General features: G+C 41.9%; 18 protein-coding genes. 7 read left to right on the top strand and 11 right to left on the bottom strand.

The genetic code is table 11. The features are described from left to right. Positions 1 to 80 precede the first annotated feature (80 nt). From K8B83_RS11340 to sdhC, 4 genes are read right to left on the bottom strand one after another with little or no spacing between them, the layout of a single operon-like run. Entirely contained in the window at positions 81 to 788 is a 708-nt protein-coding gene (locus tag K8B83_RS11340; protein ID WP_188739248.1) for a succinate dehydrogenase iron-sulfur subunit, read from the bottom strand. A gap of 16 nt (positions 789 to 804) precedes the next feature. Further along, positions 805 to 2,571, bottom strand: coding sequence for a succinate dehydrogenase flavoprotein subunit (sdhA, locus tag K8B83_RS11335; RefSeq protein WP_188739249.1), 1,767 nt, complete (start codon positions 2,569 to 2,571; stop codon positions 805 to 807). Further along, complete coding sequence (gene sdhD / locus K8B83_RS11330; RefSeq protein WP_223417200.1) at positions 2,572 to 2,919, bottom strand: succinate dehydrogenase, hydrophobic membrane anchor protein; 348 nt, start codon at positions 2,917 to 2,919, stop codon at positions 2,572 to 2,574. After that, entirely contained in the window at positions 2,913 to 3,308 is a 396-nt protein-coding gene (gene sdhC / locus K8B83_RS11325) for a succinate dehydrogenase cytochrome b556 subunit (RefSeq protein WP_223417199.1), read from the bottom strand. Before sdhC ends, sdhD begins: the two co-directional genes overlap by 7 nt. 409 nt (positions 3,309 to 3,717) lie before the next feature. On the opposite strand from sdhC, the gene K8B83_RS11320 reads away from it, so the two are divergent. After that, positions 3,718 to 5,004 carry a citrate synthase gene (locus K8B83_RS11320; RefSeq protein ID WP_188739251.1) on the top strand — a complete coding sequence of 429 codons (1,287 nt, stop codon included), beginning with the start codon at positions 3,718 to 3,720 and terminating at the stop codon, positions 5,002 to 5,004. 95 nt (positions 5,005 to 5,099) lie between these two features. Here the strand turns inward: K8B83_RS11320 and rhlP are convergent, their stop codons facing one another. After that, positions 5,100 to 5,960, bottom strand: a complete 861-nt coding sequence (gene rhlP, locus K8B83_RS11315; RefSeq protein ID WP_223417198.1) for a rhombotarget lipoprotein — start codon at positions 5,958 to 5,960, stop codon at positions 5,100 to 5,102. Between the two features lie 309 nt (positions 5,961 to 6,269). On the opposite strand from rhlP, the gene K8B83_RS11310 reads away from it, so the two are divergent. The 4 genes from K8B83_RS11310 (at position 6,270) to K8B83_RS11295 (ending at position 14,645) form a co-directional block, all read left to right on the top strand. Further along, positions 6,270 to 7,343, top strand: coding sequence for an efflux RND transporter periplasmic adaptor subunit (locus K8B83_RS11310; protein WP_223417197.1), 1,074 nt, complete (start codon positions 6,270 to 6,272; stop codon positions 7,341 to 7,343). Between the two features lie 12 nt (positions 7,344 to 7,355). After that, positions 7,356 to 10,604, top strand: coding sequence for an efflux RND transporter permease subunit (locus K8B83_RS11305; RefSeq protein WP_223417196.1), 3,249 nt, complete (start codon positions 7,356 to 7,358; stop codon positions 10,602 to 10,604). Continuing rightward, entirely contained in the window at positions 10,601 to 13,663 is a 3,063-nt protein-coding gene (locus K8B83_RS11300; RefSeq protein ID WP_188739255.1) for an efflux RND transporter permease subunit, read from the top strand. The genes K8B83_RS11305 and K8B83_RS11300 overlap by 4 nt, the downstream gene beginning before the upstream one ends. Before the next feature lie 109 nt (positions 13,664 to 13,772). Then, complete coding sequence (locus K8B83_RS11295; RefSeq protein WP_188739256.1) at positions 13,773 to 14,645, top strand: MBL fold metallo-hydrolase; 873 nt, start codon at positions 13,773 to 13,775, stop codon at positions 14,643 to 14,645. Between the two features lie 238 nt (positions 14,646 to 14,883). Here the strand turns inward: K8B83_RS11295 and K8B83_RS11290 are convergent, their stop codons facing one another. Genes K8B83_RS11290 through K8B83_RS11275 form a run of 4 tightly spaced genes read right to left on the bottom strand, consistent with a single transcriptional unit; the run spans position 14,884 to position 20,376 of the window. Continuing rightward, entirely contained in the window at positions 14,884 to 15,060 is a 177-nt protein-coding gene (locus K8B83_RS11290; protein ID WP_188739257.1) for a Trm112 family protein, read from the bottom strand. Next, entirely contained in the window at positions 15,050 to 16,057 is a 1,008-nt protein-coding gene (gene lpxK, locus K8B83_RS11285) for a tetraacyldisaccharide 4'-kinase (RefSeq protein ID WP_188739258.1), read from the bottom strand. The genes K8B83_RS11290 and lpxK overlap by 11 nt, the downstream gene beginning before the upstream one ends. A gap of 10 nt (positions 16,058 to 16,067) precedes the next feature. After that, entirely contained in the window at positions 16,068 to 17,879 is a 1,812-nt protein-coding gene (gene msbA / locus K8B83_RS11280; protein WP_188739259.1) for a lipid A export permease/ATP-binding protein MsbA, read from the bottom strand. A 37-nt stretch (positions 17,880 to 17,916) separates the two neighbouring features. Then, on the bottom strand, positions 17,917 to 20,376 hold the full coding sequence (locus K8B83_RS11275; RefSeq protein WP_223417195.1) for a DNA internalization-related competence protein ComEC/Rec2: 2,460 nt from the start codon (positions 20,374 to 20,376) through the stop codon (positions 17,917 to 17,919). Positions 20,377 to 20,407: 31 nt separating this feature from the next. Between K8B83_RS11275 and K8B83_RS11270 the strand changes: the two genes are divergently transcribed. Next, complete coding sequence (locus K8B83_RS11270; protein WP_188739261.1) at positions 20,408 to 20,917, top strand: DUF2062 domain-containing protein; 510 nt, start codon at positions 20,408 to 20,410, stop codon at positions 20,915 to 20,917. A gap of 68 nt (positions 20,918 to 20,985) precedes the next feature. On the opposite strand, the gene K8B83_RS11265 is transcribed toward K8B83_RS11270, so the two are convergent. Beyond that, positions 20,986 to 21,420, bottom strand: a complete 435-nt coding sequence (locus tag K8B83_RS11265) for a MarR family winged helix-turn-helix transcriptional regulator (protein WP_188739262.1) — start codon at positions 21,418 to 21,420, stop codon at positions 20,986 to 20,988. Positions 21,421 to 21,556: 136 nt separating this feature from the next. On the opposite strand from K8B83_RS11265, the gene K8B83_RS11260 reads away from it, so the two are divergent. Beyond that, entirely contained in the window at positions 21,557 to 22,351 is a 795-nt protein-coding gene (locus tag K8B83_RS11260) for a siderophore-interacting protein (protein ID WP_188739263.1), read from the top strand. Here K8B83_RS11260 and K8B83_RS11255 read toward each other — a convergent pair. Continuing rightward, a complete protein-coding gene (locus K8B83_RS11255) occupies positions 22,346 to 22,597 on the bottom strand; it encodes a DUF3624 domain-containing protein (RefSeq protein ID WP_188739264.1) in 252 nt (83 codons plus the stop codon). The genes K8B83_RS11260 and K8B83_RS11255 overlap by 6 nt on opposite strands. Positions 22,598 to 22,612 lie beyond the last annotated feature (15 nt).

The following is a 22,612-nucleotide window of genomic DNA, read 5'->3' as shown; positions in this document are numbered from 1 at the left end:
CACACAAAAGAGCCACCCCCAATATGAAGATGACTCTTACAAGAGCTAATAATAAATATTATGTTGCTCTACTTCGTGCATTAAACAGCTCGCTTAAGCAACATTGACTTAATATGGCCAATCGCTTTTGTTGGGTTTAATCCTTTTGGACAAACGTCAACACAGTTCATGATACCGTGGCAACGGAACACACTGTAAGCATCGTCTAACTCAGACAAACGCTCTTCAGTGGCCGTGTCACGACTATCAATCAAGAAGCGATAAGCATGTAATAAGCCGCTTGGCCCGATAAATTTATCTGGGTTCCACCAGAAAGATGGACACGCAGTTGAACAGCAGGCACACATGATACATTCATATAAACCATCTAAATGAGCACGCTCTTCAGGTGATTGTAAATGTTCACGAGCTGGCGCCTTTTCATCATTAATTAGATAAGGCTTAATTTTTTCGTATTGCTTGTAGAATTGCGTTAAGTCTACAACCAAATCACGGACTACCGGCATGCCTGGTAAAGGACGGATTTCAATTTTCTTCCCTTTAAAGGTCGATAATGGCGTGATACACGCAAGTCCGTTTTTACCATTCATGTTTAAACCGTCAGAACCACAAACACCTTCACGGCATGAGCGACGAAACGCAAGCGTTGAGTCTTGTTCTTTCAGTTTGATTAATGCATCTAACACCATCATATCAGAGCCGTCTGGCACTTCTAGGGTGTAATCCTTCATGTAAGGCTTAGTATCTACATCAGGATTATAACGATACACTGCAAATGTTAATTTCATCTTTGCAACTCCTGCCTTAGTAGGTACGTTTCTTAGGTGGGAAGGCTTCACGTAATTTAGGTGCCATGTTGACATCACGCTTGCTCATTGCTCTAGTGACAGGGTCAAATAAGCTATGGCATAACCAGTTATCATCATCACGCTCTAAATAATCTTCACGAGAATGCGCGCCGCGGCTTTCAGTACGGAAGTTAGCTGCATAGGCAGTCGCTAGCGCTGTAGCCATTAAGTTGTCTAACTCTAAGCATTCAATACGTTGAGTATTAAACTCTTTTGAGTTATCGCTTAACTTAGCATTTTCAAGACGCTTTTGAATTGCTTGAAGCTGTTCTAAACCTTCAGCCATGGCTTCACCACTGCGGAAAACAGAGAAATTTAATTGCATACACAATTGAAGATCTTTACGGATAACCGCTGGATCTTCACCGTCTTTGTTGCTTTCCCAACGGTTAAGACGGGCAAGTGATGCATTAATTTCTACGTCTGTCGCTGCTTTTGGATCAGGTGTTGCATCTAATGCTTTACCTAAATGCTGACCTGCTGCACGACCAAATACCACTAAATCGAGAAGTGAGTTACCGCCTAAACGGTTAGCACCATGTACTGATACACAGGCAATCTCACCTACTGCAAACAAACCAAGTACATCTTGTTCTGTGCCGTCATCATTCTTACGAATAACCTGTCCGCTAACTTTAGTCGGTAAACCACCCATCATATAATGACAAGTTGGTAATACAGGGATCGGGCCATCAGCCGGATCGATATGCGCAAATGTACGCGATAGTTCACAAACGCCTGGTAAACGAGCTTCTAGAGTTTCTTTACCTAGGTGATCCAGTTTAAGCAAGCAGTGTGGGCCTAAAGGACCATCTAAACCACGACCTTCACGGATTTCTGTCATCATTGAACGCGCAACTACGTCACGTGACGCCAAGTCTTTTGCGTTTGGCGCATAACGTTCCATGAAACGTTCGCCATCTTTGTTTAACAGATATCCACCTTCACCACGGCAACCTTCAGTAACCAACACACCTGCGCCAGCAATACCCGTTGGGTGGAACTGCCACATTTCCATGTCTTGTAACTGAACACCAGCGCGAGCAGCCATACCAACACCATCGCCAGTGTTAATATGGGCGTTAGTGGTTGACGCGTAAATACGCCCTGCACCACCCGTCGCTAAAATGGTTGCTTTAGCTTTAAAGTAAACAATTTCGCCAGTTTCGATTTCAATCGCGGTACAACCCACAACAACGCCATCTTCGTTTTTAACGAGATCTAATGCATACCATTCAGAAAATACATCTGTTTTATGCTTAACGTTTTGTTGATATAGACAATGCAGTAACGCGTGACCTGTACGGTCAGCCGCTGCGGCAGTACGTGCTGCTTGCTCGCCACCAAAGTTACGAGATTGACCACCGAAAGGACGTTGATAAATAGTACCGTTATCGAAACGAGAAAATGGTAAGCCCATTTGTTCAAGTTCGATAATGGCTTCTGGGCCGGTTTGGCACATAAATTCAATGGCTTCTTGGTCACCGATAAAATCAGAACCTTTAACCGTATCGTACATGTGCTGTTCCCAATGGTCTTCGTGCGCATTACCTAATGCTACGGTGATACCACCTTGAGCAGACACGGTATGTGAACGAGTTGGAAACACTTTTGATAAAAGCGCACAGCTTTTACCTTCTTTAGAAATCTGTAATGCTGCACGCATACCAGCGCCACCAGCGCCGATTACGATAGCATCAAATTCGCGTACTGGAATACTCACTTAAACACCCCACACTATTACAATGCCTGACGCTAAATAACTAAACGCGACAACAACAAAGGTAAACTGTAATACACCACGTAACGCAGTGTGTTTGACATAGTCAGTCAACACTTGCCATACACCAATCCAAGCATGGACAAGCAAGGCAACCAGCGTTAATAGGGTAAACACTTTCATTGGCAGTGCGCTAAATAAGCCACTCCAAATCTCGAAGGTTAACGGGGCACTACACGCGATAAAGCCTACTAAAAAAATAGTATAACAAGCGAGAATCACTGCGCTTGCGCGTAATAAAATATAGTCATGAACACCACTGCGTCCAAAACTTGCTGCGTTTGTTACCATACCCAAATCCCCGCTATGATTGATAAGGCTGCTGCTAATGCAAATGTAGCCTTAGCTGATGCGACACCCGACGTTAACTCTTCCCAACGGCCGGTATCCATAATTAAATGACGAATGCCACCTAATAAGTGATAACCCAACGCGGTTAGAATTCCCCAGAGGATGAACTTCATCACGAAACTATCAAACAAGGATTGTACGCTAGCGAAACCGTCTGCTGATGTTAAAGTTGAATTTAACAACCAAAGAAGGATACCAATAGCAAATAGCATGATGACACCGGAAATACGGTGTAGGATTGACGCGATCGCTGTTGCAGGAAAGCGAATCGTTTGCAGGTCTAGATGGACAGGTCTTTGCTTTTTCACGTTCTGCTCACTCAGCTCCATTGAGCATTATTTTTGTTATGTGTCTATTCTTTGCTTAATGGACAATGTCGACATTCGGCATAACACTATTAAACAAAAAACAGACTACTCTCAAACATCTAGTCAGTTGAGAAATCACTATTTAGTTCGTAAATTCATCATTTCTAAACTGTGACGTTGGTCTCCCTTAGGGACGCAGGCAAGTATACTCGCGGGAATTGTCAAATACAAACCTCACATTATGCAAAATAAGTTTTTTTAGTAATTTTTTATTCTAATGCAAGCACAGTGCGGTTTTCAGTGGACATATACCATGGTCTAACAAATTTAAACGCTTATTTAAATTGATCTGCGATCCACATTCGCTGTACAGTAATGTCCGCTTAACATGCCGCACTCATAGATAAGAATGACGTAAGGAGAACGGGGTATGGCTGATAATATAGCCAAATTAGAGTTACCAGGAAACGATTCAATCGACCTGCCTATTAAAAAAGGTACTGAAGGTTTTGATGTTATTGACATCAGTACACTTGGGAAAAAAGGGTATTTCACCTTTGATCCAGGTTTTTTAGCGACTGCATCTTGTGAGTCAGCAATTACCTATATCGACGGTGATAAAGGTATTTTGTTACATCGTGGATACCCAATTGAACAGCTAGCCACTGAATCAACTTATTTAGATTTATGCTACTTGCTCCTTTACGGTGATTTGCCATCGAAAGCTGAATATGAACAATTTGTTGCCACGGTGAAAGAACACACTATGGTTCACGAGCAAATTGCCTTCTTCTTCAGAGGCTTCCGTCGTGATGCACACCCAATGGCAATGCTTTGTGGTGTGACCGGTGCACTTTCTGCTTTCTATCAAGACTCTCTTGATGTGAACAATCCAAAGCATCGCGAAATTGCAGCTTACCGCCTAGTGTCGAAAATGCCGACCATCGCAGCGATGTGCTACAAATATTCAATGGGTCAACCTTTTGTTTACCCACGCAACGATTTAAGTTATGCGGGTAACTTCCTGTCGATGATGTTTGCGACGCCTTGTGAACCATACAAAGTTAATCCAGTGGTTGAACAAGCCATGGAACGTATTTTTGTATTACACGCAGATCACGAGCAAAATGCATCAACATCTACAGTTCGTTTAGCTGGCTCTTCAGGTGCTAATCCATTTGCATGTATCGCAGCAGGTATTGCTTCGTTATGGGGACCTGCTCATGGCGGTGCTAACGAAGCGTGTCTGCAGATGCTAGAAGAAATCGGCAGCGTTGATCGCATTCCTGAGTTCATCGAGAAAGCGAAAGACAAAAATGATCCATTCCGCCTAATGGGCTTTGGTCACCGTGTTTATAAAAACTTCGACCCTCGCGCTAAAGTCATGCGTGAAACCTGTCATGAAGTCCTTAAAGAACTGAAAGTGGTTGATCCATTATTAGATGTAGCAATGGAACTTGAGCGTATTGCACTTGAAGATGAGTACTTCATCTCTAAGAAGCTATACCCTAACGTTGACTTCTACTCTGGTATCATCATGAAAGCCATTGGTATCCCTACCAGCATGTTTACAGTGCTATTTGCATTGTCACGTACTGTTGGTTGGATTTCTCACTGGAAAGAAATGTTAGATCAACCAGGCCATAAAATCAGCCGTCCTCGTCAGTTATACACTGGTGAGTCTTCGCGTGATTTTGTGAGCGTTGATAAGCGTTAATCTCTTGATTAACCAAACTAAAAAAGCGCCGAAAGGCGCTTTTTTGTTGTGTAAAATTAACTGGTGTTTACAATGCAGCAGAGGAAAAATGCTTGCTAGCACTTAGCACTCAACACTAAGCGCTTAACGTAATGACCGCTAAATCGAATGCATAACATGGCTAATAGCAGCAAGCTAAAGTACAGATCAACAGAACCACCACTGTAATTGCTGCTGTGCTCAACCTTCGCAATCTTCTCTTCTTTCACCCTCACTTTAAATCGAGCAAGTTCATCATCGAGATTTTTGCTCATATCACTGACAGCAATATTGAACCCCTCCATCGATTTTTCAGTCATGGTTTCATCAATACCAATAGCTGTGGTGCGTTTTTCGAGTTTGCTGATCCCTGGTGCCCTAAATAGCATTTTACGACTTTTAATATCAAATACTGCGGTATCAACAAACGTTTGAATGGTATTTTCGTTACCCGGTATCACATACATACCCACAATGGTCCAATACAAGAGTGCCGCGTTATTTTCAACCGATTGTGTAACCTGATCGTACGACACTAACGCGATAACATCGATATCATATAAACGCCCTACTTGTTCAAGTGTTGTGAACCCCTCGCCACCCGCTAAATATGAGCTAGGAATAACCTCAATATGATCAATATAGTCATATTTAACAAATGCGCTTTTAACCTTATCAAGTAACTCATATTGATCTTTATTATGGATACCATCATGTTGCCATCCAGACGAAGGCACAAATGCAATACCCACTTTAACAGGCAAAGTCAGCACAGGGATTTCTTCACTGTGTATTGCTCGCTGCTCTTTTTTAGGATACAAAAAGTCTATCAAACTACTTGATACTGACTGCTTACCTGTTTGCTGACTCACTAACATACTGCAAGAAGACAATAACAATGCCGCTGTTACTGTGCACAACCATATTGCTGCTCTCATTAATATTTCCTTTTATTAAGATCAATTGTTATCCACATCAAACACCCGTCTACCAATTCAACGATTAAATGATCACGAATCACACCAAATTGTAATTATTCTCACTAATTTAACATTGTCAATTTCGCCAACACAGTAAGTCATACCACATAACTCTTTGTAATTTAATACTTATAAACTTTGGCACACTTAGTGCTACACCCAGTTAATTAACATTAGTTACAAATGATAACGTGACGTTTACCAATAAAGGCATAACATATTTTTAAACCGTCATTAACTAAAAAATATAACACTGGCAGGTATCCAATGGATAGGTTTAACAGCATGAAAAAACTCATCATCCCCTTCGTTTGTATCACTGCACTCAGCGCATGTGGCGGCGAAGAAGAAAAGAGTAAACAGGAAGAAAAGTTTGCTATACCCGTTGAAACAACAGTCGTTCAAACCGGCAATGTATCCTCATTTTACAGTACCACTGCAACACTTGAAGCCCCCGAAGAATCACACGTGATGAGCCGTATCTCAGGCATTGTAGAAGTCATTAATGTAGAAGAAGGCGACAGAGTGACTAAAGGACAAGTACTGGCGGTAATTGATGCTAAGCGCCAACGATATGACTTTAATCGCTCCGAAGCTGAAGTACAAATCATTGAGCAAGAACTCAATCGTTTAAATAAAATGAGTAATAAAGAGTTTATTAGCCAAGATGCATTAGCAAAACTTGAATTCAACCTTCAAGCCGCTAAAGCGCAACGCGACTTAGCGCAATTACAAGTCAAAGAAAGTCAGATCACCTCACCTATTGACGGTGTAATCGCAGCGCGCCATATCAAAGTGGGTAATATGGCCAAAGAATTTCAAGAACTCTTTTATGTGGTTAATCAAGATCAGCTCCACGGTATTTTACATTTGCCAGAACAAGAACTGACCAGCTTACGCATTGGTCAACATGCCAGTATTTCTCAACAACATCCAACAGCAAACAACACGATAATCGATGCCACGGTTTTGCGGATTAGCCCGATTGTCGATCCGCAAAGTGGCACATTTAAAGTAACCTTAGCGGTACCCAATCAAAATGCAGTCTTAAAAGCGGGTATGTTTACCCGCGTAGAATTGAAATATGACACCCATCAAAATGTGTTAACCGTGCCCTATAATGCACTGATAAACCAAGATAATACTCAAGCATTATATGTTATCAAAGACACAACAGCCGAGCGACGTGAAGTTAGCTTAGGCTACCGTGAAAACAATACCGTTGAAATTTTGTCTGGCGTTAGTGCTGGCGAGCAAATTGTTATTCGTGGCCAACAAAACCTTAAAGATCGGTCTTTGGTTGAGATAATTACACCACTTAACTTTGCTGCAATTAGATAACGGAGCAAGAACATGTCGATGATAAATACTTCAGTGAACCGTCCGGTCACTGTGTGGATGTTCATGCTTGCAGTAATGCTTTTTGGAATGGTGGGCTTTTCACGCCTAGCTGTAAAATTATTACCCGACTTAAGCTACCCTAGCGTGACCATTCGTACCGCTTACGATGGCGCAGCACCGGTTGAAATTGAACAACTTGTGTCTAAACCCATAGAAGAAGCCGTTGGCGTCGTCAAAGGCTTACGTAAAATCAGCTCGATTTCACGCTCAGGTATGTCTGATGTAGTGCTTGAATTTGAATGGGGCACAAACATGGACATGGCAAGCCTAGAAGTGCGAGAAAAAATCGACACCATTGAGCTGCCTTTAGACATTAATAAACCCCTGTTATTGCGCTTTAACCCTAATTTAGATCCTATTATGCGCTTAGCGTTTTCTGTCCCTAATGCCGACGCAGAACAATTAAAACAAATGCGTACCTTTGCTGATGAAGAACTTAAACGTCGTCTTGAAGCATTATCTGGTGTTGCGGCAGTGCGATTATCAGGAGGGCTAGAACAAGAAGTCCACATTGAGCTCAATCAGCAAAAACTCAGTCAATTAAATCTTAATGCCGACCAAATAAAACGTCGCATAAATGAAGAAAATATCAATTTATCTGCGGGTAAAGTGATTCAAGGCGACAAAGAATATTTAGTTAGAACCTTAAATCAATTCAACTCACTGGACGAGCTTGGCCAAGTCATCGTTTATCGTCACGGACAAACTCTCGTAAGGCTAGCTGACATTGCAACCATATCAGATGCTTACAAAGAGCGCAGTGACATTACGCGTATCGGTGAAATGGAGTCGATTGAACTTGCCATTTATAAAGAAGGTGATGCCAATACCGTTGCCGTGGCTAAAAAGTTACTCGCAGAACTGGCTAACATTAATCAGGCCGGCAATGAACATCAATTAAAAGTAATTTACGATCAATCTGAATTTATTGAGAGTGCCGTTAATGAAGTCACCTCTGCCGCCTTGTTTGGTAGCTTATTGGCAATGATGGTGATTTACCTCTTTTTACGCGACATTATCGCCACCCTCATTATTTCAATATCCATTCCATTCTCAGTTATTGCAACCTTTAATATGATGTATTTTGCTGATATTAGTTTAAACATCATGTCACTGGGCGGCATTGCACTGGCCATCGGCTTGTTAGTTGATAATGCCATTGTGGTTTTAGAGAACATAGACCGTTACAAAGCACAAGGAATGAGCAAAATTGAGGCCGCAGTTACAGGCTGTAAAGAAGTATCAGGCGCCATTTTTGCCTCAACGTTAACCACATTAGCCGTGTTTTTACCGTTAGTGTTTGTTGATGGAATAGCTGCTGCACTGTTTGCCGACCAAGCGTTAACCGTCACCTTTGCTCTACTTGCCTCACTGTTTGTTGCTTTAACCGCCATCCCCATGTTGGCATCACGCAATGGGTTTACTAGCTTGCCTCAGCCACTTACAGCTAATGTTGTAACAAAACCAACTAGCCTAAAAGGCAAAACAGGTTACTACGCCCTGGCGATAGTACAATTTCCATTTAAGTTACTGTTTAGCTATATCCCAGCAGGCCTACTCACCGCAGTTATCGTTATCAGCAGATGTGTCAGTAGCGTAATGGGATTAATATTAAGGCCAATTTGTGCAGGTTTTAATGCAGTTTATCGCATAGTTGAGTCATTTTATTACCGCATTTTACGTCATGCGCTGCGCCATCAAGTGTTCACTGTGGTTGTCGCGTTGATAATGACATTGGCTGCTAGTAGTTTATTGCCTAGGCTTGGTATGGAGCTCATTCCCCCCATGAATCAGGGTGAGTTTTATGTAGAAATACTATTACCACCAGGTACCGAAGTTAGCGAGACAGACGCGGTTCTTCAACAGCTCGCGTTATCAATTAACGATCGCGACGATGTAAAACACGCATACAGCCAGGCTGGTAGCGGCGGCTTAATGACATCAGACACAGCAAGAGGTGGCGAAAACTGGGGGCGATTACAAGTGGTATTGGCTGATCACTTAGCCTTTGATGCCGTTAGCCAGGTGCTTCGTAAAACAGCCCGTAGCATTCCAGCGCTTGAAGCACAAATAGAGCATCCTGAATTATTTAGTTTTAAAACGCCGATAGAAATTGAGCTCTCAGGTTATGACTTAACGTTACTTAAACTAAGTGCTGATCAACTGGTTAAAGCATTGGCAGAAAATGACCGCTTTAGCGATATCAATACTTCACTGCGCGATGGTCAACCCGAAATCAGTATTCATTTTGATCATGAGCGTTTAGCCGCTCTTGGCATGGATGCACCAACGGTTGCAAATCGTATCGCTCAACGTGTTGGCGGTACCGTTGCAAGTCAGTTCACGGTGCGAGACCGTAAAGTCGATATTTTAGTACGAAGTGAACTCGCTGAGCGGGATCAAATTAGTGACATAGAGTCCTTGATTATTAATCCTGACAGCAGCCAACCTATCCCCCTTAATGCCATTGCAAAAGTAAATTTACAAATCGGGCCTTCAGCCATTAACCGAATTAGCCAACAACGCGTGGCGATTGTGTCATCTAATTTAGCTTATGGCGATATTGCTGAGGCAGTACTTGAGGCCAATAACATCCTCGCTAAACAGCAACTACCTGGCTCAATTCAAGCTCGTTTTGGCGGTCAAAATGAAGAAATGGAACACTCTTTTGATTCATTAAAAATCGCTTTAGTGCTGGCTATCTTTTTAGTTTACTTGGTGATGGCCAGTCAGTTTGAATCCTTATTACATCCGCTGTTAATACTCATAGCAGTACCCATGGCGGTTGCAGGTAGTATTGTTGGTTTATTTATCACTGGCACTCACTTAAGTGTGGTGGTGTTTATTGGACTTATCATGCTCGCCGGTATTGTTGTCAACAATGCCATTGTATTAGTTGATCGCATCAATCAACTTCGCCGTGAAGGCGTAGATAAATTGACAGCCATTAATGATGCTGCCCAATCTCGGTTACGCCCCATTTTGATGACAACCTTAACAACAACATTGGGGTTATTACCCATGGCGATTGGCATGGGTGATGGCAGTGAAGTGCGCGCGCCGATGGCTATCACCGTTATTTTCGGCTTAAGTATTTCAACCATGTTAACTCTTGTTGTGATCCCTGCGCTTTACGCATTATTTGACCGTAAACAATACAATGCGCCAGTTGAGTTCGACAATATGGAGTCAACAATATGAATATCACCCAACTGGCAATAAAACGCCCAGTCACCACGAGCATGTTTTTTATCGCCATTTTGTTATTTGGTATGGCGGCAAGCCGAATGTTGCCACTAGAGATGTTTCCGGGCATTGATATTCCACAAATCGTTGTCAATGTGCCTTATAAAGGCTCAAGCCCTGCAGAGGTCGAACGCGATATTACCAAAGTTCTTGAGGAGTCATTGGCCACAATGAGCGGCATAGAAGAAGTACGCTCAGACTCAACCCAAGACGGCGCCTTTATACAACTGAATATGAAATGGGGTGAAGATGTCGCAACCAAAAGCCTAGAAGCCCGTGAAAAAATAGATTCTGTAAGGCATATGCTGCCTAAAGATGTTGAGCGAGTGTTTATTCAACAGTTTTCTACTGCTGATATGCCGGTGCTAACCATTCGTATATCGAGCGAGAGAGAGCTGTCTAACGCATTTGATTTACTTGATAAACAGCTACGTAAACCGCTTGAACGGGTCGATGGTGTATCTAAAGTTACCCTCTATGGCGTTGAACAAAAACAAATTGAAATACGGCTAAATGCCGATAAATTAGCCGCGTCAGGTATAAACAGCCAGGCACTTCGTAGTCGGTTGTTAGCTGAAAATTTTGTCATCAGTGCGGGCACCATTCGCACAAATGCCCAAGTTTACCAAGTAACCCCAAAAGGAGAATTTACCAGTCTCGACGACATAAACACCTTAGTGATAGTTCCTGGTATTCATTTGCAAGACATCGCAACGGTCAGTTATGCGTTACCTGAAAAAATAGAAGGCAGACATTTAGATCAAAAATACGCAGTCGGTATTGATGTGTTTAAAGAGTCTGGCGCCAACCTAGTTGAAGTCTCAGACCGAGTGCTTAACGTTATCGAGCTCGTTAAACAAGATCAGCAATTTCAAGGGATAAAGTTATTTATTATGGAGGACCAAGCCTTTGGCGTTAAATCCTCACTAAAAGATCTCTTATTGTCTGGGTTAATCGGCGCATTGTTATCGTTTGGGGTTTTGTTTCTGTTTTTACGAAACCTAAAAATGACTTTAGTCGTGGTGTCGTCTGTGCCCATTTCGCTGTGTATGACCTTTGCAGGCATGTACATATTAGGCTATAGCCTCAATATTTTATCTATGATGGGGCTACTACTGGCTGTTGGAATGCTAATTGATAATGCCGTAGTAGTCACTGAAAGCGTATTGCAAGAAAAACAAGCGGCCAATATTGACGACACCTGCCAAATAAAGGCAAATCAACAAGCCGTGTTAAGCGGTGTTGAAAAAGTGTCTTTAGCGGTATTGGCTGGAACACTAACAACGGCCATTGTGTTTTTACCTAATATATTTGGGGTAAAAGTGCAGCTCACTATCTTTTTAGAGCATGTTGCTGTGGCTATTTGTATTTCGTTAGCGGCCTCTTTATTAGTTGCCAAAACACTTATTCCACTCATGCTTAATCATTTTCATTTTGAGGTTGAACCAGCCAATCACAACACCCGTCTTGGGCTATTTTATCAACGTAGCTTAACCTGGGTATTAACCCGTCCTAAACGTTCGGGTGTAATCGCGATCGCCTTATTAGTGTCTACAGCGTTACCATTGAGTTTAGTTAAACAAGATCAAGGTGACGGCGAAGGTAACGATAGGCTCTACATTAATTATCAACTTGAAGGCCGCCATAATTTAGCCGTAACTGAAGCCATGATTAACAGCATGGAAGACTATTTATACGCTAATAAAGACACGTTTTACATTGATGCTGTTTACAGTTATTACGCGCCACACGATGCACAATCAACCATTCTATTAAAAAAAGATATTCCTATCGAAATGAGTGAGTTGAAAAAAATGATCCGTGAAGGATTTCCTAAGTTTTCAATTGCCACACCACAATTTGGCTGGGGTAATGAAAGCAGTGGAATACGAGTCACACTCACTGGGCGCTCAACCACTGAGCTTATTCGGATCAGTGAGCAAGTGGTTCCACTACTGAACAACATTAAAGGCCTAGTTGATGTACGCTCTGAGGTTAACGGCGCACAGCAAGAAGTCATCATAGTGATAGACCGAGAAATAGCTGCACGTTTAGATCTTACCCTAAATGATATTGCCACCAACATTGCCATCGCACTTCGCGGGTCACCATTGCGCTCATTTAGACATGATCCCAGCGGTGAACTGCGCATTGAATTAGCCTATGACAAGCACTGGCAACAGTCACTGGAAAAACTCAAACAGCTGCCGATTATTCGTCAAGGTGACAGAGTGTTTACTCTCGACAGTTTAGCCCAGGTCTCTGTGGTGCCTCGTTTTGACACAATAAGACATTTTAATCGCCAGACAGCGCTATCGATTGGCGCTAATTTAGACGACTTTACCACCGAAGAAGCACAAGAAAAAATTACCCAGGTAATGGACTCTGTGAATTTCCCTTACGGTTACGGCTATTCGCTTCGTGGCGGTTTTGAACGTCAAGATGAAGACCAATCAATAATGGCAGTGAATATGATTTTAGCCATCGCAATGATTTACATCGTCATGGCTGCGTTATTTGAATCACTACTTCTGCCCACAGCAATCATTACATCAATAATGTTTTCAATCACTGGAGTATTTTGGGCGTTGTGGCTGACTGGCACCCCAATGTCGGTGATGGCGATGATTGGCATCTTGATTTTAATGGGCATAGTGGTGAATAACGGCATTGTTTTGGTTGATCAAATAAACCAAATGACACCGGAATTAGACAAACTAAGCGACACGATTATTAGTGTGTGTATCACTCGCTTGCGCCCCGTATTGATGACGGTTGCAACCACGGTGTTGGGCTTAGTGCCATTGGCGATGGGAGACACTCAAATTGGTGGAGGTGGTCCACCATACTCCCCAATGGCAATCGCTATTATTGGCGGGTTGACCTTTTCAACGGTAACCAGCTTGTATTTAGTGCCTTTATGTTACCAAGCATTATATTTAATCCGTCATCGTGCGGCTATTCGATTAGGATTAGCCAACAATTTTGCCCAAAAACTGTTACCTTGGACCTAACAATGAAAATAACAACAAGTTTGCAACCTAAAAGTGATCATACAAACCTAAATATCAGTATTAACAGGTAGTGTATCGCAGATATTACTGCGCAAATAAAGGGACACACATGAAACAGAGATTTTACACTCCATTGATTGGGTTAAGCATATTGGCTCTGAGTAGCAATCTTATGGCAGATAACAGCATGAGCGATGTTAACATCACCTCAAAAAAGCTTGCTGACAATACTTACATGTTTATGGGCGCAGGCGGCAATATTGGTGTATCGGCAGGCAGTGATGGCATATTAATTATTGATGACCAATTTGCGCCACTGGCTGATAAAATTTTAGCTGCGTTAAACGATATACAAGCTGGCACCCCGAAATACATCGTTAATACCCATTATCATGGTGATCACACTGGCGGTAATGCGCATTTTGGCGCCACTGGCACCATTTTAGCTCATCACAATGTATTAAAACGCTTAAAAGAAGACACCAAAACCCCAAAATCTGCCTTACCGGTTATCACCTATGCAGAACACATCTCTATTCATTTTAATCACGACACACTTGAAGTTGTACACCTTGGCCCTGGGCATACCGATGGCGACAGTGTGGTAATATGGAAAAAAGCCAATATTGTTCATATGGGAGATTTGTATTTTAAAGACCGATTTCCATACATAGATCTCAATGGCGGTGGTTCAGTAATGGGGTATCGCGATAATGTCAGTGCGATTTTAGATAAACTAGACAACAAGACCAAAGTTATTCCTGGCCATGGCGAGCTTGCCACTCGTAACGAGTTATTAAAATTTAAACATATGCTCGATGACAGCATTAATTGGATGCGAGGCGAAATCGAAAAAGGGAATGACCTTGCAGCAATCAAGCAAATGGGCGTGCCCAAAGAATATAAAGACTGGGAATGGAACTTTATCTCTGCTGATAAATGGATAGAAACGCTTTATCAAGACTTAAGCACAAAAACGTAAAACAAAAAATAGCTTGCTCATCAGCAAGCTTTTTTATTTAAGCTAGGCATTACACAAAAGCGCATTAAAAACCAATTAAGTACCTTAACTCTTAGCGATATCGTTATAGGCCATAGCGACGCCACCTGCTATGTGAAAACAGCTAGCATACAAAACGCGGCAATCGCCCTACTGACTCTATATCGCAGACATAAAAAAACGCCTCAAAGGACGTTTTTAAATAAAGCAATTCTCAGTATTATTCAGCAACCCAAGGTGTTGCACGATTTTCTAGCAATACCGGAATACCTTCTGTAATTGGGTAGGCTAATTTATCAAATTTACAAATTAGTTGTTGTTGCGCTTTGTCATATTCCAGCTTACCTTTACACACAGGGCAAGCTACAATTTCGAGTAATTTTTTATCAAATGCCATAAGACAGTCCTTTTTTAGTTTGAGCCACTTGTTGTAATCGGCTCAACAATGCTTGATCAAATTCTGGGGTAAGCTTCGCATTAACCGGTAAATACCACCAGTGACTTTGAGCGAAATCGCGACATTTAACCGCATCTTTTTCTGTCATCACTAATGGGTGTACCTTAGACAAACTATTGAGTTCTGACGCTGAAAAAGCTTGGTGGTCTGTAAATTCAACAGTATTAGCTAATTGATAGCCTAATTGAGAAAGAGTATTAAAAAAACGTTGTGGATTACCGATAGCCGCCATCGCAACTATGGGATTATCTATGTTAAACATCTCGCTTAATGGATTATTTAGATTCACTAAAAGAGCAGGTATTAAGCTCATTAAAATTTCATTTGGGTAGGCTGGGCCGCCATTATTTATCACAAAATCGACACTGTCTAAACGCCAAAGCCCTTCACGTAATGGCCCTGCTGGAAGCAAGCACTGATTACCGTATCGGCGCTGCCCATCGAGCAATGCGATTTCAATATCTCGTGCTAATGCATAATGCTGTAGGCCATCATCACTAATAATCACATCAACATTAGATTGCGCCAATAACATGTTTGCAGCGTCGACTCGCCTTGGTCCAACAACCATAGGGACCTGCGTTCTCGCCATAATCATTGCCGGTTCATCACCTACATCACAGGCTTTAGCCCCAGAGCTAACCAAAACACAGCCCTTGATATCAACACCATAGCCTCGGCTGATCACGCCAGGGTTATAGCCTTGACGGCGTAAAAGCTCAATTAAATAAATCACTGTAGGCGTTTTACCACTGCCACCAGCGGTTATATTACCTACAACAATCACGGGTACGGGTAATACTTCAGCAGATTGAATACCAAGACGAAACAAGGTCCGCCTAAACATAGAAATCCCACTAAATAACCAAGAAAAAGGCAATAAAAGCCATTTAGCCCAATGGTTTTTATACCAAATTCGATGGATAAGTTGCTGCATCACCCTGACCTTACTGGCTAAACTGCATCTTATACAAATTGGCGTAAATGCCTTTTTGCTCAATCAAGTCACTGTGATTACCGCGCTCAACAATTTGACCTTGGTCAATAACCAAAATTTCATCAGCGCTTTCAATGGTTGATAAACGGTGAGCAATAACAATCGAGGTACGGTTGTGACGTAAATTATCTAAGCCTTTTTGAATGGCTTTTTCAGACTCAGTATCTAATGCTGAGGTTGCCTCATCTAAAATAAGTACTGGCGCATCTCGCAGCATGGCTCTGGCAATGGCAATCCGCTGACGCTGACCACCAGACAATAACACTCCGTTTTCACCGACTTGTGTTTCTAATCCTTCGGGCAAAGTGTTAATAAACTCCATGGCATAGGCAAGTTCGGCGGCTTTCACAATTTGCTCGCGAGTGACTTCACCAGGATAAGCATAAGCAATGTTGTTAGCGATGGTGTCATTAAATAAGGTCACTTGTTGCGATACGAGCGCAACTTGATTACGTAATGATTTTAACTGGTAGTCGTAAATACTGGTGTCATCGAGGGTGATATCACCGTGACTTAAGCCACCATAAAAGCGAGTAATAAGGCTCGCAATTGTTGACTTACCCGAACCAGAACGGCCAACTAACGCAACCGTTTTACCAGGCTGAACTTCAAAGTTAATCCCATTTAATGCAAGTTTATCTTGTTCTGGGTAGGCAAACGTCACGTTATCAAAACGTAATTTCCCTTGAACACGATCAACTGAAAAAGCACCATTATCCGGTTCTGGCGCGGTATCTAACAATTCAAAAACAGTAGTACAGGCTGCAATACCACGCTGAAACTCAGCGTTTACTCGAGTTAAGTTTTTAATCGGTTGCAAGGTGGCAAGCATCGCCCCCAAAATGGCGGCAAAAGTCCCTGCTGTTAAATCAGTTTTCATGCTGTCCCAGGTGGCAGCATACAATACAAATGCCAACGCAAACGAACCAATCACCATGATTAATGGTTGGCTAACCGACTGAGCGACAGCTAATTTCATGTTTTGATATCGGTTACGATCATTGACTTTAAAAAAGCGATCAACTTCGGTTTTTTGGCCTCCAAATACCAACACATTTTTATGGCCTTTAATCATTTGCTCAGTGGTTGCTGTCACGCCGCCCATTGCAGCCTGGATCTGCTTAGACACCTTACGAAAACGGCGGGAAACCACACTGATCACGACACCAATAATTGGCCCAATCACTAAAATGCACAGCGACAGTTTCCATGAGTAATAAAACATAATGGCTAACATGCCTACCGCAGTCATACTATCGCGAACGATTGAAATCAGCGCACTGCCCGACGCACGTGCAATTTGTTCTGTGTCAAACGTTACCCGTGAAATCAAATTACCGCTGTTTTCTCTATCGATATAACTCACAGGTAATCGTAAATAATGTTCAAACACTTGCTGGCGCATAACCATAATCAGCTGCGCACTAATATAAGACACACAATAAGTCGACACAAAGTTAGCAAATCCACGCAAGGTAAACATTAATACAACCACTATCGGCGCCATGAACATAATGTCATTGTCTGCATTAAATCCACCATGAGTGGGCACATCTACCCCAGATACAACCGCTGGCGTCTGACTAAAACCTTCATCAATAAACGGTTTTATAAACGCAATAAACGCGGCATCTACGGCACCATAAGTCAGTAACGCAAGTACAGCCATAACAAACATGGTTTTCATCGGGGCAACATAGGTCATAAGACGTTTAAAAACGACCCACATTTCATTTTTTTCATTCGAAGTTGATGCTGACATTGAATCCAATACTTAACTAGCAAACATAAGCCGTATTCTACTCTGCTTTAGTTGTCTCACCAAATTTAAACAATTGATTGTACCAAAATGGCGCCAAATCTTGTCTGTAAGTGGCTATTTTGTAGCCTCTTTCTGTAAATGTAAGACTTATTTGCCCTACATAGCCCGTTTGCAACGTTAGTACATTGCGCTGATGATAACGGGCCATTACATCCGCTTTAGGAAAACCATATTGATTTGCAAACCCTGCATTCACAATGGCCAAACTCGGGTTAACCGCCTCAATAAATGCCTCTGTTGAAGAGGTTCGACTCCCATGGTGTGGCACCAGCAATATATCCGCAGTAATATTGTTGTCAGATTGCAGTAGAGATAGCTCACGTGGCGCTTCAATATCGCCGGTTAATAACACCCGAGTGAGTCCGTCTGTGACGCTCATAACACATGAGTTATTATTATCATTTGCCTTGTTCAAAGGGTTAGCCATCAATTGAATGTCAACATTTAACCAGCGCATATTACCACTGCAGGGCTGCAACATGGCATTTTGAGAATGGGGTGTATCACTAAAATCAGCAATTAACTGACTAGATTTAAATGCCTGTAATAGCACAGATAAGCCACCCACATGGTCGTTATCATCATGACTTACCACAATATAATCTATTTGAGAAATCCCTCTTGCTGTTAAAAATGGCACAATGGCCCTCTTAGCATAACTAAATTCACCATATGCAGCACCCGTGTCATAAATAAAACCATGCCGTCCTTGCTGCATAACAATTGCTGTTCCTTGAGCAACATCTAACACATGCATTTGCCACAATCCTGCATACTCTTGATTTAACAAGCCACGTTGCTGCCACGCTGCAATAGCTTGAAAACCAACAGGTAAACATAAAATCATTAAGCAAAAACGAATAATCCGTTTATCTACAACACTGTGTAATCGTAAATGTATGGCTAATATGGCTATCAGCATAAACAACAGTGCTGCCAACGCCTGCTCAGATATAGGCAACAAGGCCCAAGGCAGGTGATCACTTAAGTGCAATAGCTTATCAAAAGGGATGAGGCTGAAATTAGCCAAGGTAAATAGCGTTGCGCCAACCGATGTAACTACATGCAGATCCGTGCCTAAAAAAGCGAACACTGTAAAACAAAGCAGCCACAAACAAAAACACAGCATAGTTAAAGGGATGGCGACAAGGCTAAACCAGGGCACAAACAATAAGTTCAGCCAAATACTGTGTGGTGTCACCATGCCAAATAACACCGCTTGCAAGCCACCTAAACCAATCGCCAAACGCCATTGAATTGACCACAAAATTTTAATGCCTTGCCACAAAGCCAAACGCATAGCACGCCCTGTTGTCATACATTTTTGCCAAACACCATTTGTAGAATGTGCAGCTAATGGAGTTGCTGGTTTATTCGATATTGGCTGCGGCGTTACAGCAAGGAGAATGATTGCCAAGGCAAGAAAAGACAACCACAGACCTGCACCTAACGTGGCGACAGGGTCAATCAATAACACAAAAAATAACGCATAGAGTAACCTATCCCAACTATGACTAAATTGTTTAACCAGGCTAAAAATAACCAGCAATAACATCATCAACAACGCCCGTTGCGTCGCAATGGCAAAACCCGACAAATAGCCATAACCTAGAGTGATAAGCGCAGCGACGAGCATAATAACCTGCACTCTCAACCGGTGTTGCTTTGGTGCAAGCGCACGGGTGCCTAACATTAACAAACCATAAAAAAGGCCAAACACCACCGACAAATGCAAACCTGAAATCGCCACAAGATGACCTGAGCCTGTTTGACGTAGTTGCTGCCATCGCGCGTCATCGAGTGCGCTTTTATCGCCAAATATTAACGCCTGTAAAATGTCACCATGAGATAAGCGTTGCAAAATCGGTAACGTCACCTCCATTATTTTTTGTCTTATTGAAGTCCCTTCATTCAGTATTTCAGCCCGTTTAACTCGACCTTTAGCAATAATATGCTGACTAATATAGTGCTTTTGTTGATTAAATCCGCCTTGATTTTGAATGCTGCTAATGCCTTTCATCCGTGCAGTAAATTGCCAAATTTGCCCTGGTTCAATTTTCGCTGGCTTTTGCCAAGTTAATCGGTAATATCGCTGCACGTTGGCTAACGCAGCGGCTTCAAAAAAAGTTCGATTTTGTGTTTGTGGTATAACCCTCACATCAAAACTTATCCAGTCGCTGTTTTGGCTCACAAGTGCTACTATCTGCGCCGTGAATTGAATTTGTTGTGGCTTTTCAGCATTTTGGTGCAAAAATAAACATTGAACAAACGCACTTAGCCACACAATAGCCAACAGGCAACCCGCTATAAACGGGCCTTTTTTAAGACACAACAACGCCAAAAAACATAAAATAGGCAGATACCCAATAGGAACAAGCGATGGCCATAACATCGCTGACAGTGAGCAGGCACAAAAGCCATAGATAAATTGATTCATAGTGAATGAGTTAAGACATTAATTAACAAATATGCCAAAAAAAATAATCAAAAAGTTTATGCCCAAGCCAGAAATACTCCGTGAACATAAATACTTACGGATATTTGGTACCTTATTACACAAACCAAATTTATGGGCACTTAACCGAAAATCGGCTCCCGGTGCATTCGCAGTTGGCTTATTTGTGGCATTTATCCCAATCCCATTTCAAATGGTTGTGGCAGCAGGGTTTGCTATTTTATTTAATGTTAATATTCCTGTGGCAGTTGCGCTGGTTTGGATAACAAACCCGTTTACCATGCCCATTATCTTTTACGGCGCCTATTTAATTGGTGCAAAAATTCTTGGACAAAAGCCACAAGCATTTCAATTTGAAGCAACTTGGGCATGGATTGAAGCCTCACTGTCAACAATTGGCCCACCATTTCTTGTTGGTAGTTTAGTGCTTAGCATCGTGTCGGCATTAATAGGCTATTTAGTGATCAAAAGTATGTGGCGCTATTCGATTTTGTTTAAATGGCAAAAACGTAAAGGCGAATAATTCTCGCAGCGTGTTGAAAAAGCAACAAAAAGGCCACTCTCTGTGGCCTTTTTGTTGTCAGTACATCGTTAGTCATTTTGTTGATTTAAATTTTGCGCCATATGTTTTGCTAACCGGGTAAAGTCTGCAATATCTTGCTCTGTTAATCCGCTTTTCATGATTTCATTAACGCGCTGCTCTGCAACGCTTAATTGCTTAACCACATCAATCCCCTCTGAGCTAATACCCAAGTAATAACTGCGTTTATCTGTTGGATTGTCGAGTTTAGTTACATACCCAAGGCCAATGAGTTCTTTAATCAATCTTGCTAACTGTGCCTTATCTATTAAGGTTTTTTGCACAATATCATTTGCGGTAACGTGATTATTGTTAAATGAAATCATTTTAAGAACCCGCATATGCAACGGCGTTAGCTGCAAATCATTACTGTCAATGGCCTGGCGTAATGAACGCTTTATACTGTGTAATAAATTAAACAGCGGCTCTTTTATATTTTCTGACACAAAACTTCCTTAGTGCAATCTCAGCGAGCAAAAACAGCTGAACACACAATATAGTTGACTTAATCAACAAACTCAAATATAGTAGATATTATCATCTAAATTACTTCTTCATGCAACTTCAATATAGGCAATCTTTATGCATTCCCTTAAAACAAATAAACCGTCCGTAAGAGTGACTCACATTAGTGATATTATTGATATCAGCCCATATTTACGTCGTGTTGTATTAGGTGGTGAGCAATTGGTTGACTTCCCCGACAATCAACAAGGTGCTTATGTCAAAGTGTTAATCCCTAATGCTGGCGACATTGAACTTAATACTCAAATAAGTGGCCCTAATGCCGCGATTAAACGTTCATATACCATTAGAGATTTTGACGCAGAGCAAGGCCTACTGAGTCTTGATTTTGTAATAAACAAACATCGCGGCCCTGCCACTGATTGGGTTAGCAGCGCACAAATTGGTGACATGGTTGCCATTGCCGGGCCAGGACCTTTAAAAATGACTCAGTTTGATGCTAGCCACTATGTATTACTTGGTGACTCAACGTCAATCAATGCTGTTAATGCAGTAATTGATCGCATACCAGCAACTGCAAGTGGCAATGTGATCATGATAATTCACAGTGAGCATGAAAAAGCCCTTCTCACAATACCTGCTCACCTTAACGTTGATTGGCTAATATTAACCCCTTCAATCACTGAGACACAGCAAGATCAATGGTTACAAGAAAAGGTTAGCCAACTAGACAATATTTCCTCAGACACGCAGGTATTTATCGGCTTAGAAGCCTCACAAGTTCGCTTGATTAAACAGCATTTTCTCGACCAGCGTCAATTGCCTCTACGGGCAATCAGTGCAACAGGATATTGGAAACGGGGAACAGACGCCGACACTTTTGGCCAGCAAAAAAAGCTTGAACCGTTATAATCGTTGGCTGATGTTCAGATAAAGCGTTCGATAACTCCAAACGAATAAATGCAGAGCAAGTAAGAGTGTAAAACTGATTGCAAAAAACAACAGTGCAATTGAATTAACCGTTTTAGGCTGGTCGGCAAACCCAAACCACCAAATTGGCCATGTTAGTAAACTCAGTACAGTTAACTGCACCATACAGCGTTTACAACGGCCAATTTTTTGCCTAAAAACCGACTCATTACATTGCTCACATGCCATAGCCTATTTGCATTC

The organism is Shewanella inventionis (assembly GCF_019931735.1).
GTDB lineage: Bacteria > Pseudomonadota > Gammaproteobacteria > Enterobacterales > Shewanellaceae > Shewanella > Shewanella inventionis.
Note: the sequence above shows the minus strand (reverse complement) of the source record. Positions and strands in the feature narration are given on the sequence as shown.

What these genes read in the sequence shown, in the direction of transcription:
- K8B83_RS11340 (WP_188739248.1), bottom strand. Translation starts at nt 788, where the DNA reads ATGAAATTAACATTTGCAGTGTATCGTTATAATCCTGATGTAGATACT.
- sdhD (WP_223417200.1), bottom strand. Translation starts at nt 2,919, where the DNA reads ATGGTAACAAACGCAGCAAGTTTTGGACGCAGTGGTGTTCATGACTAT.
- sdhC (WP_223417199.1), bottom strand. Translation starts at nt 3,308, where the DNA reads ATGGAGCTGAGTGAGCAGAACGTGAAAAAGCAAAGACCTGTCCATCTA.
- K8B83_RS11320 (WP_188739251.1), top strand. Translation starts at nt 3,718, where the DNA reads ATGGCTGATAATATAGCCAAATTAGAGTTACCAGGAAACGATTCAATC.
- rhlP (WP_223417198.1), bottom strand. Translation starts at nt 5,960, where the DNA reads ATGAGAGCAGCAATATGGTTGTGCACAGTAACAGCGGCATTGTTATTG.
- K8B83_RS11310 (WP_223417197.1), top strand. Translation starts at nt 6,270, where the DNA reads ATGGATAGGTTTAACAGCATGAAAAAACTCATCATCCCCTTCGTTTGT.
- K8B83_RS11305 (WP_223417196.1), top strand. Translation starts at nt 7,356, where the DNA reads ATGTCGATGATAAATACTTCAGTGAACCGTCCGGTCACTGTGTGGATG.
- K8B83_RS11300 (WP_188739255.1), top strand. Translation starts at nt 10,601, where the DNA reads ATGAATATCACCCAACTGGCAATAAAACGCCCAGTCACCACGAGCATG.
- K8B83_RS11295 (WP_188739256.1), top strand. Translation starts at nt 13,773, where the DNA reads ATGAAACAGAGATTTTACACTCCATTGATTGGGTTAAGCATATTGGCT.
- K8B83_RS11290 (WP_188739257.1), bottom strand. Translation starts at nt 15,060, where the DNA reads ATGGCATTTGATAAAAAATTACTCGAAATTGTAGCTTGCCCTGTGTGT.
- lpxK (WP_188739258.1), bottom strand. Translation starts at nt 16,057, where the DNA reads ATGCAGCAACTTATCCATCGAATTTGGTATAAAAACCATTGGGCTAAA.
- msbA (WP_188739259.1), bottom strand. Translation starts at nt 17,879, where the DNA reads ATGTCAGCATCAACTTCGAATGAAAAAAATGAAATGTGGGTCGTTTTT.
- K8B83_RS11275 (WP_223417195.1), bottom strand. Translation starts at nt 20,376, where the DNA reads ATGAATCAATTTATCTATGGCTTTTGTGCCTGCTCACTGTCAGCGATG.
- K8B83_RS11270 (WP_188739261.1), top strand. Translation starts at nt 20,408, where the DNA reads ATGCCAAAAAAAATAATCAAAAAGTTTATGCCCAAGCCAGAAATACTC.
- K8B83_RS11260 (WP_188739263.1), top strand. Translation starts at nt 21,557, where the DNA reads ATGCATTCCCTTAAAACAAATAAACCGTCCGTAAGAGTGACTCACATT.
- K8B83_RS11255 (WP_188739264.1), bottom strand. Translation starts at nt 22,597, where the DNA reads ATGGCATGTGAGCAATGTAATGAGTCGGTTTTTAGGCAAAAAATTGGC.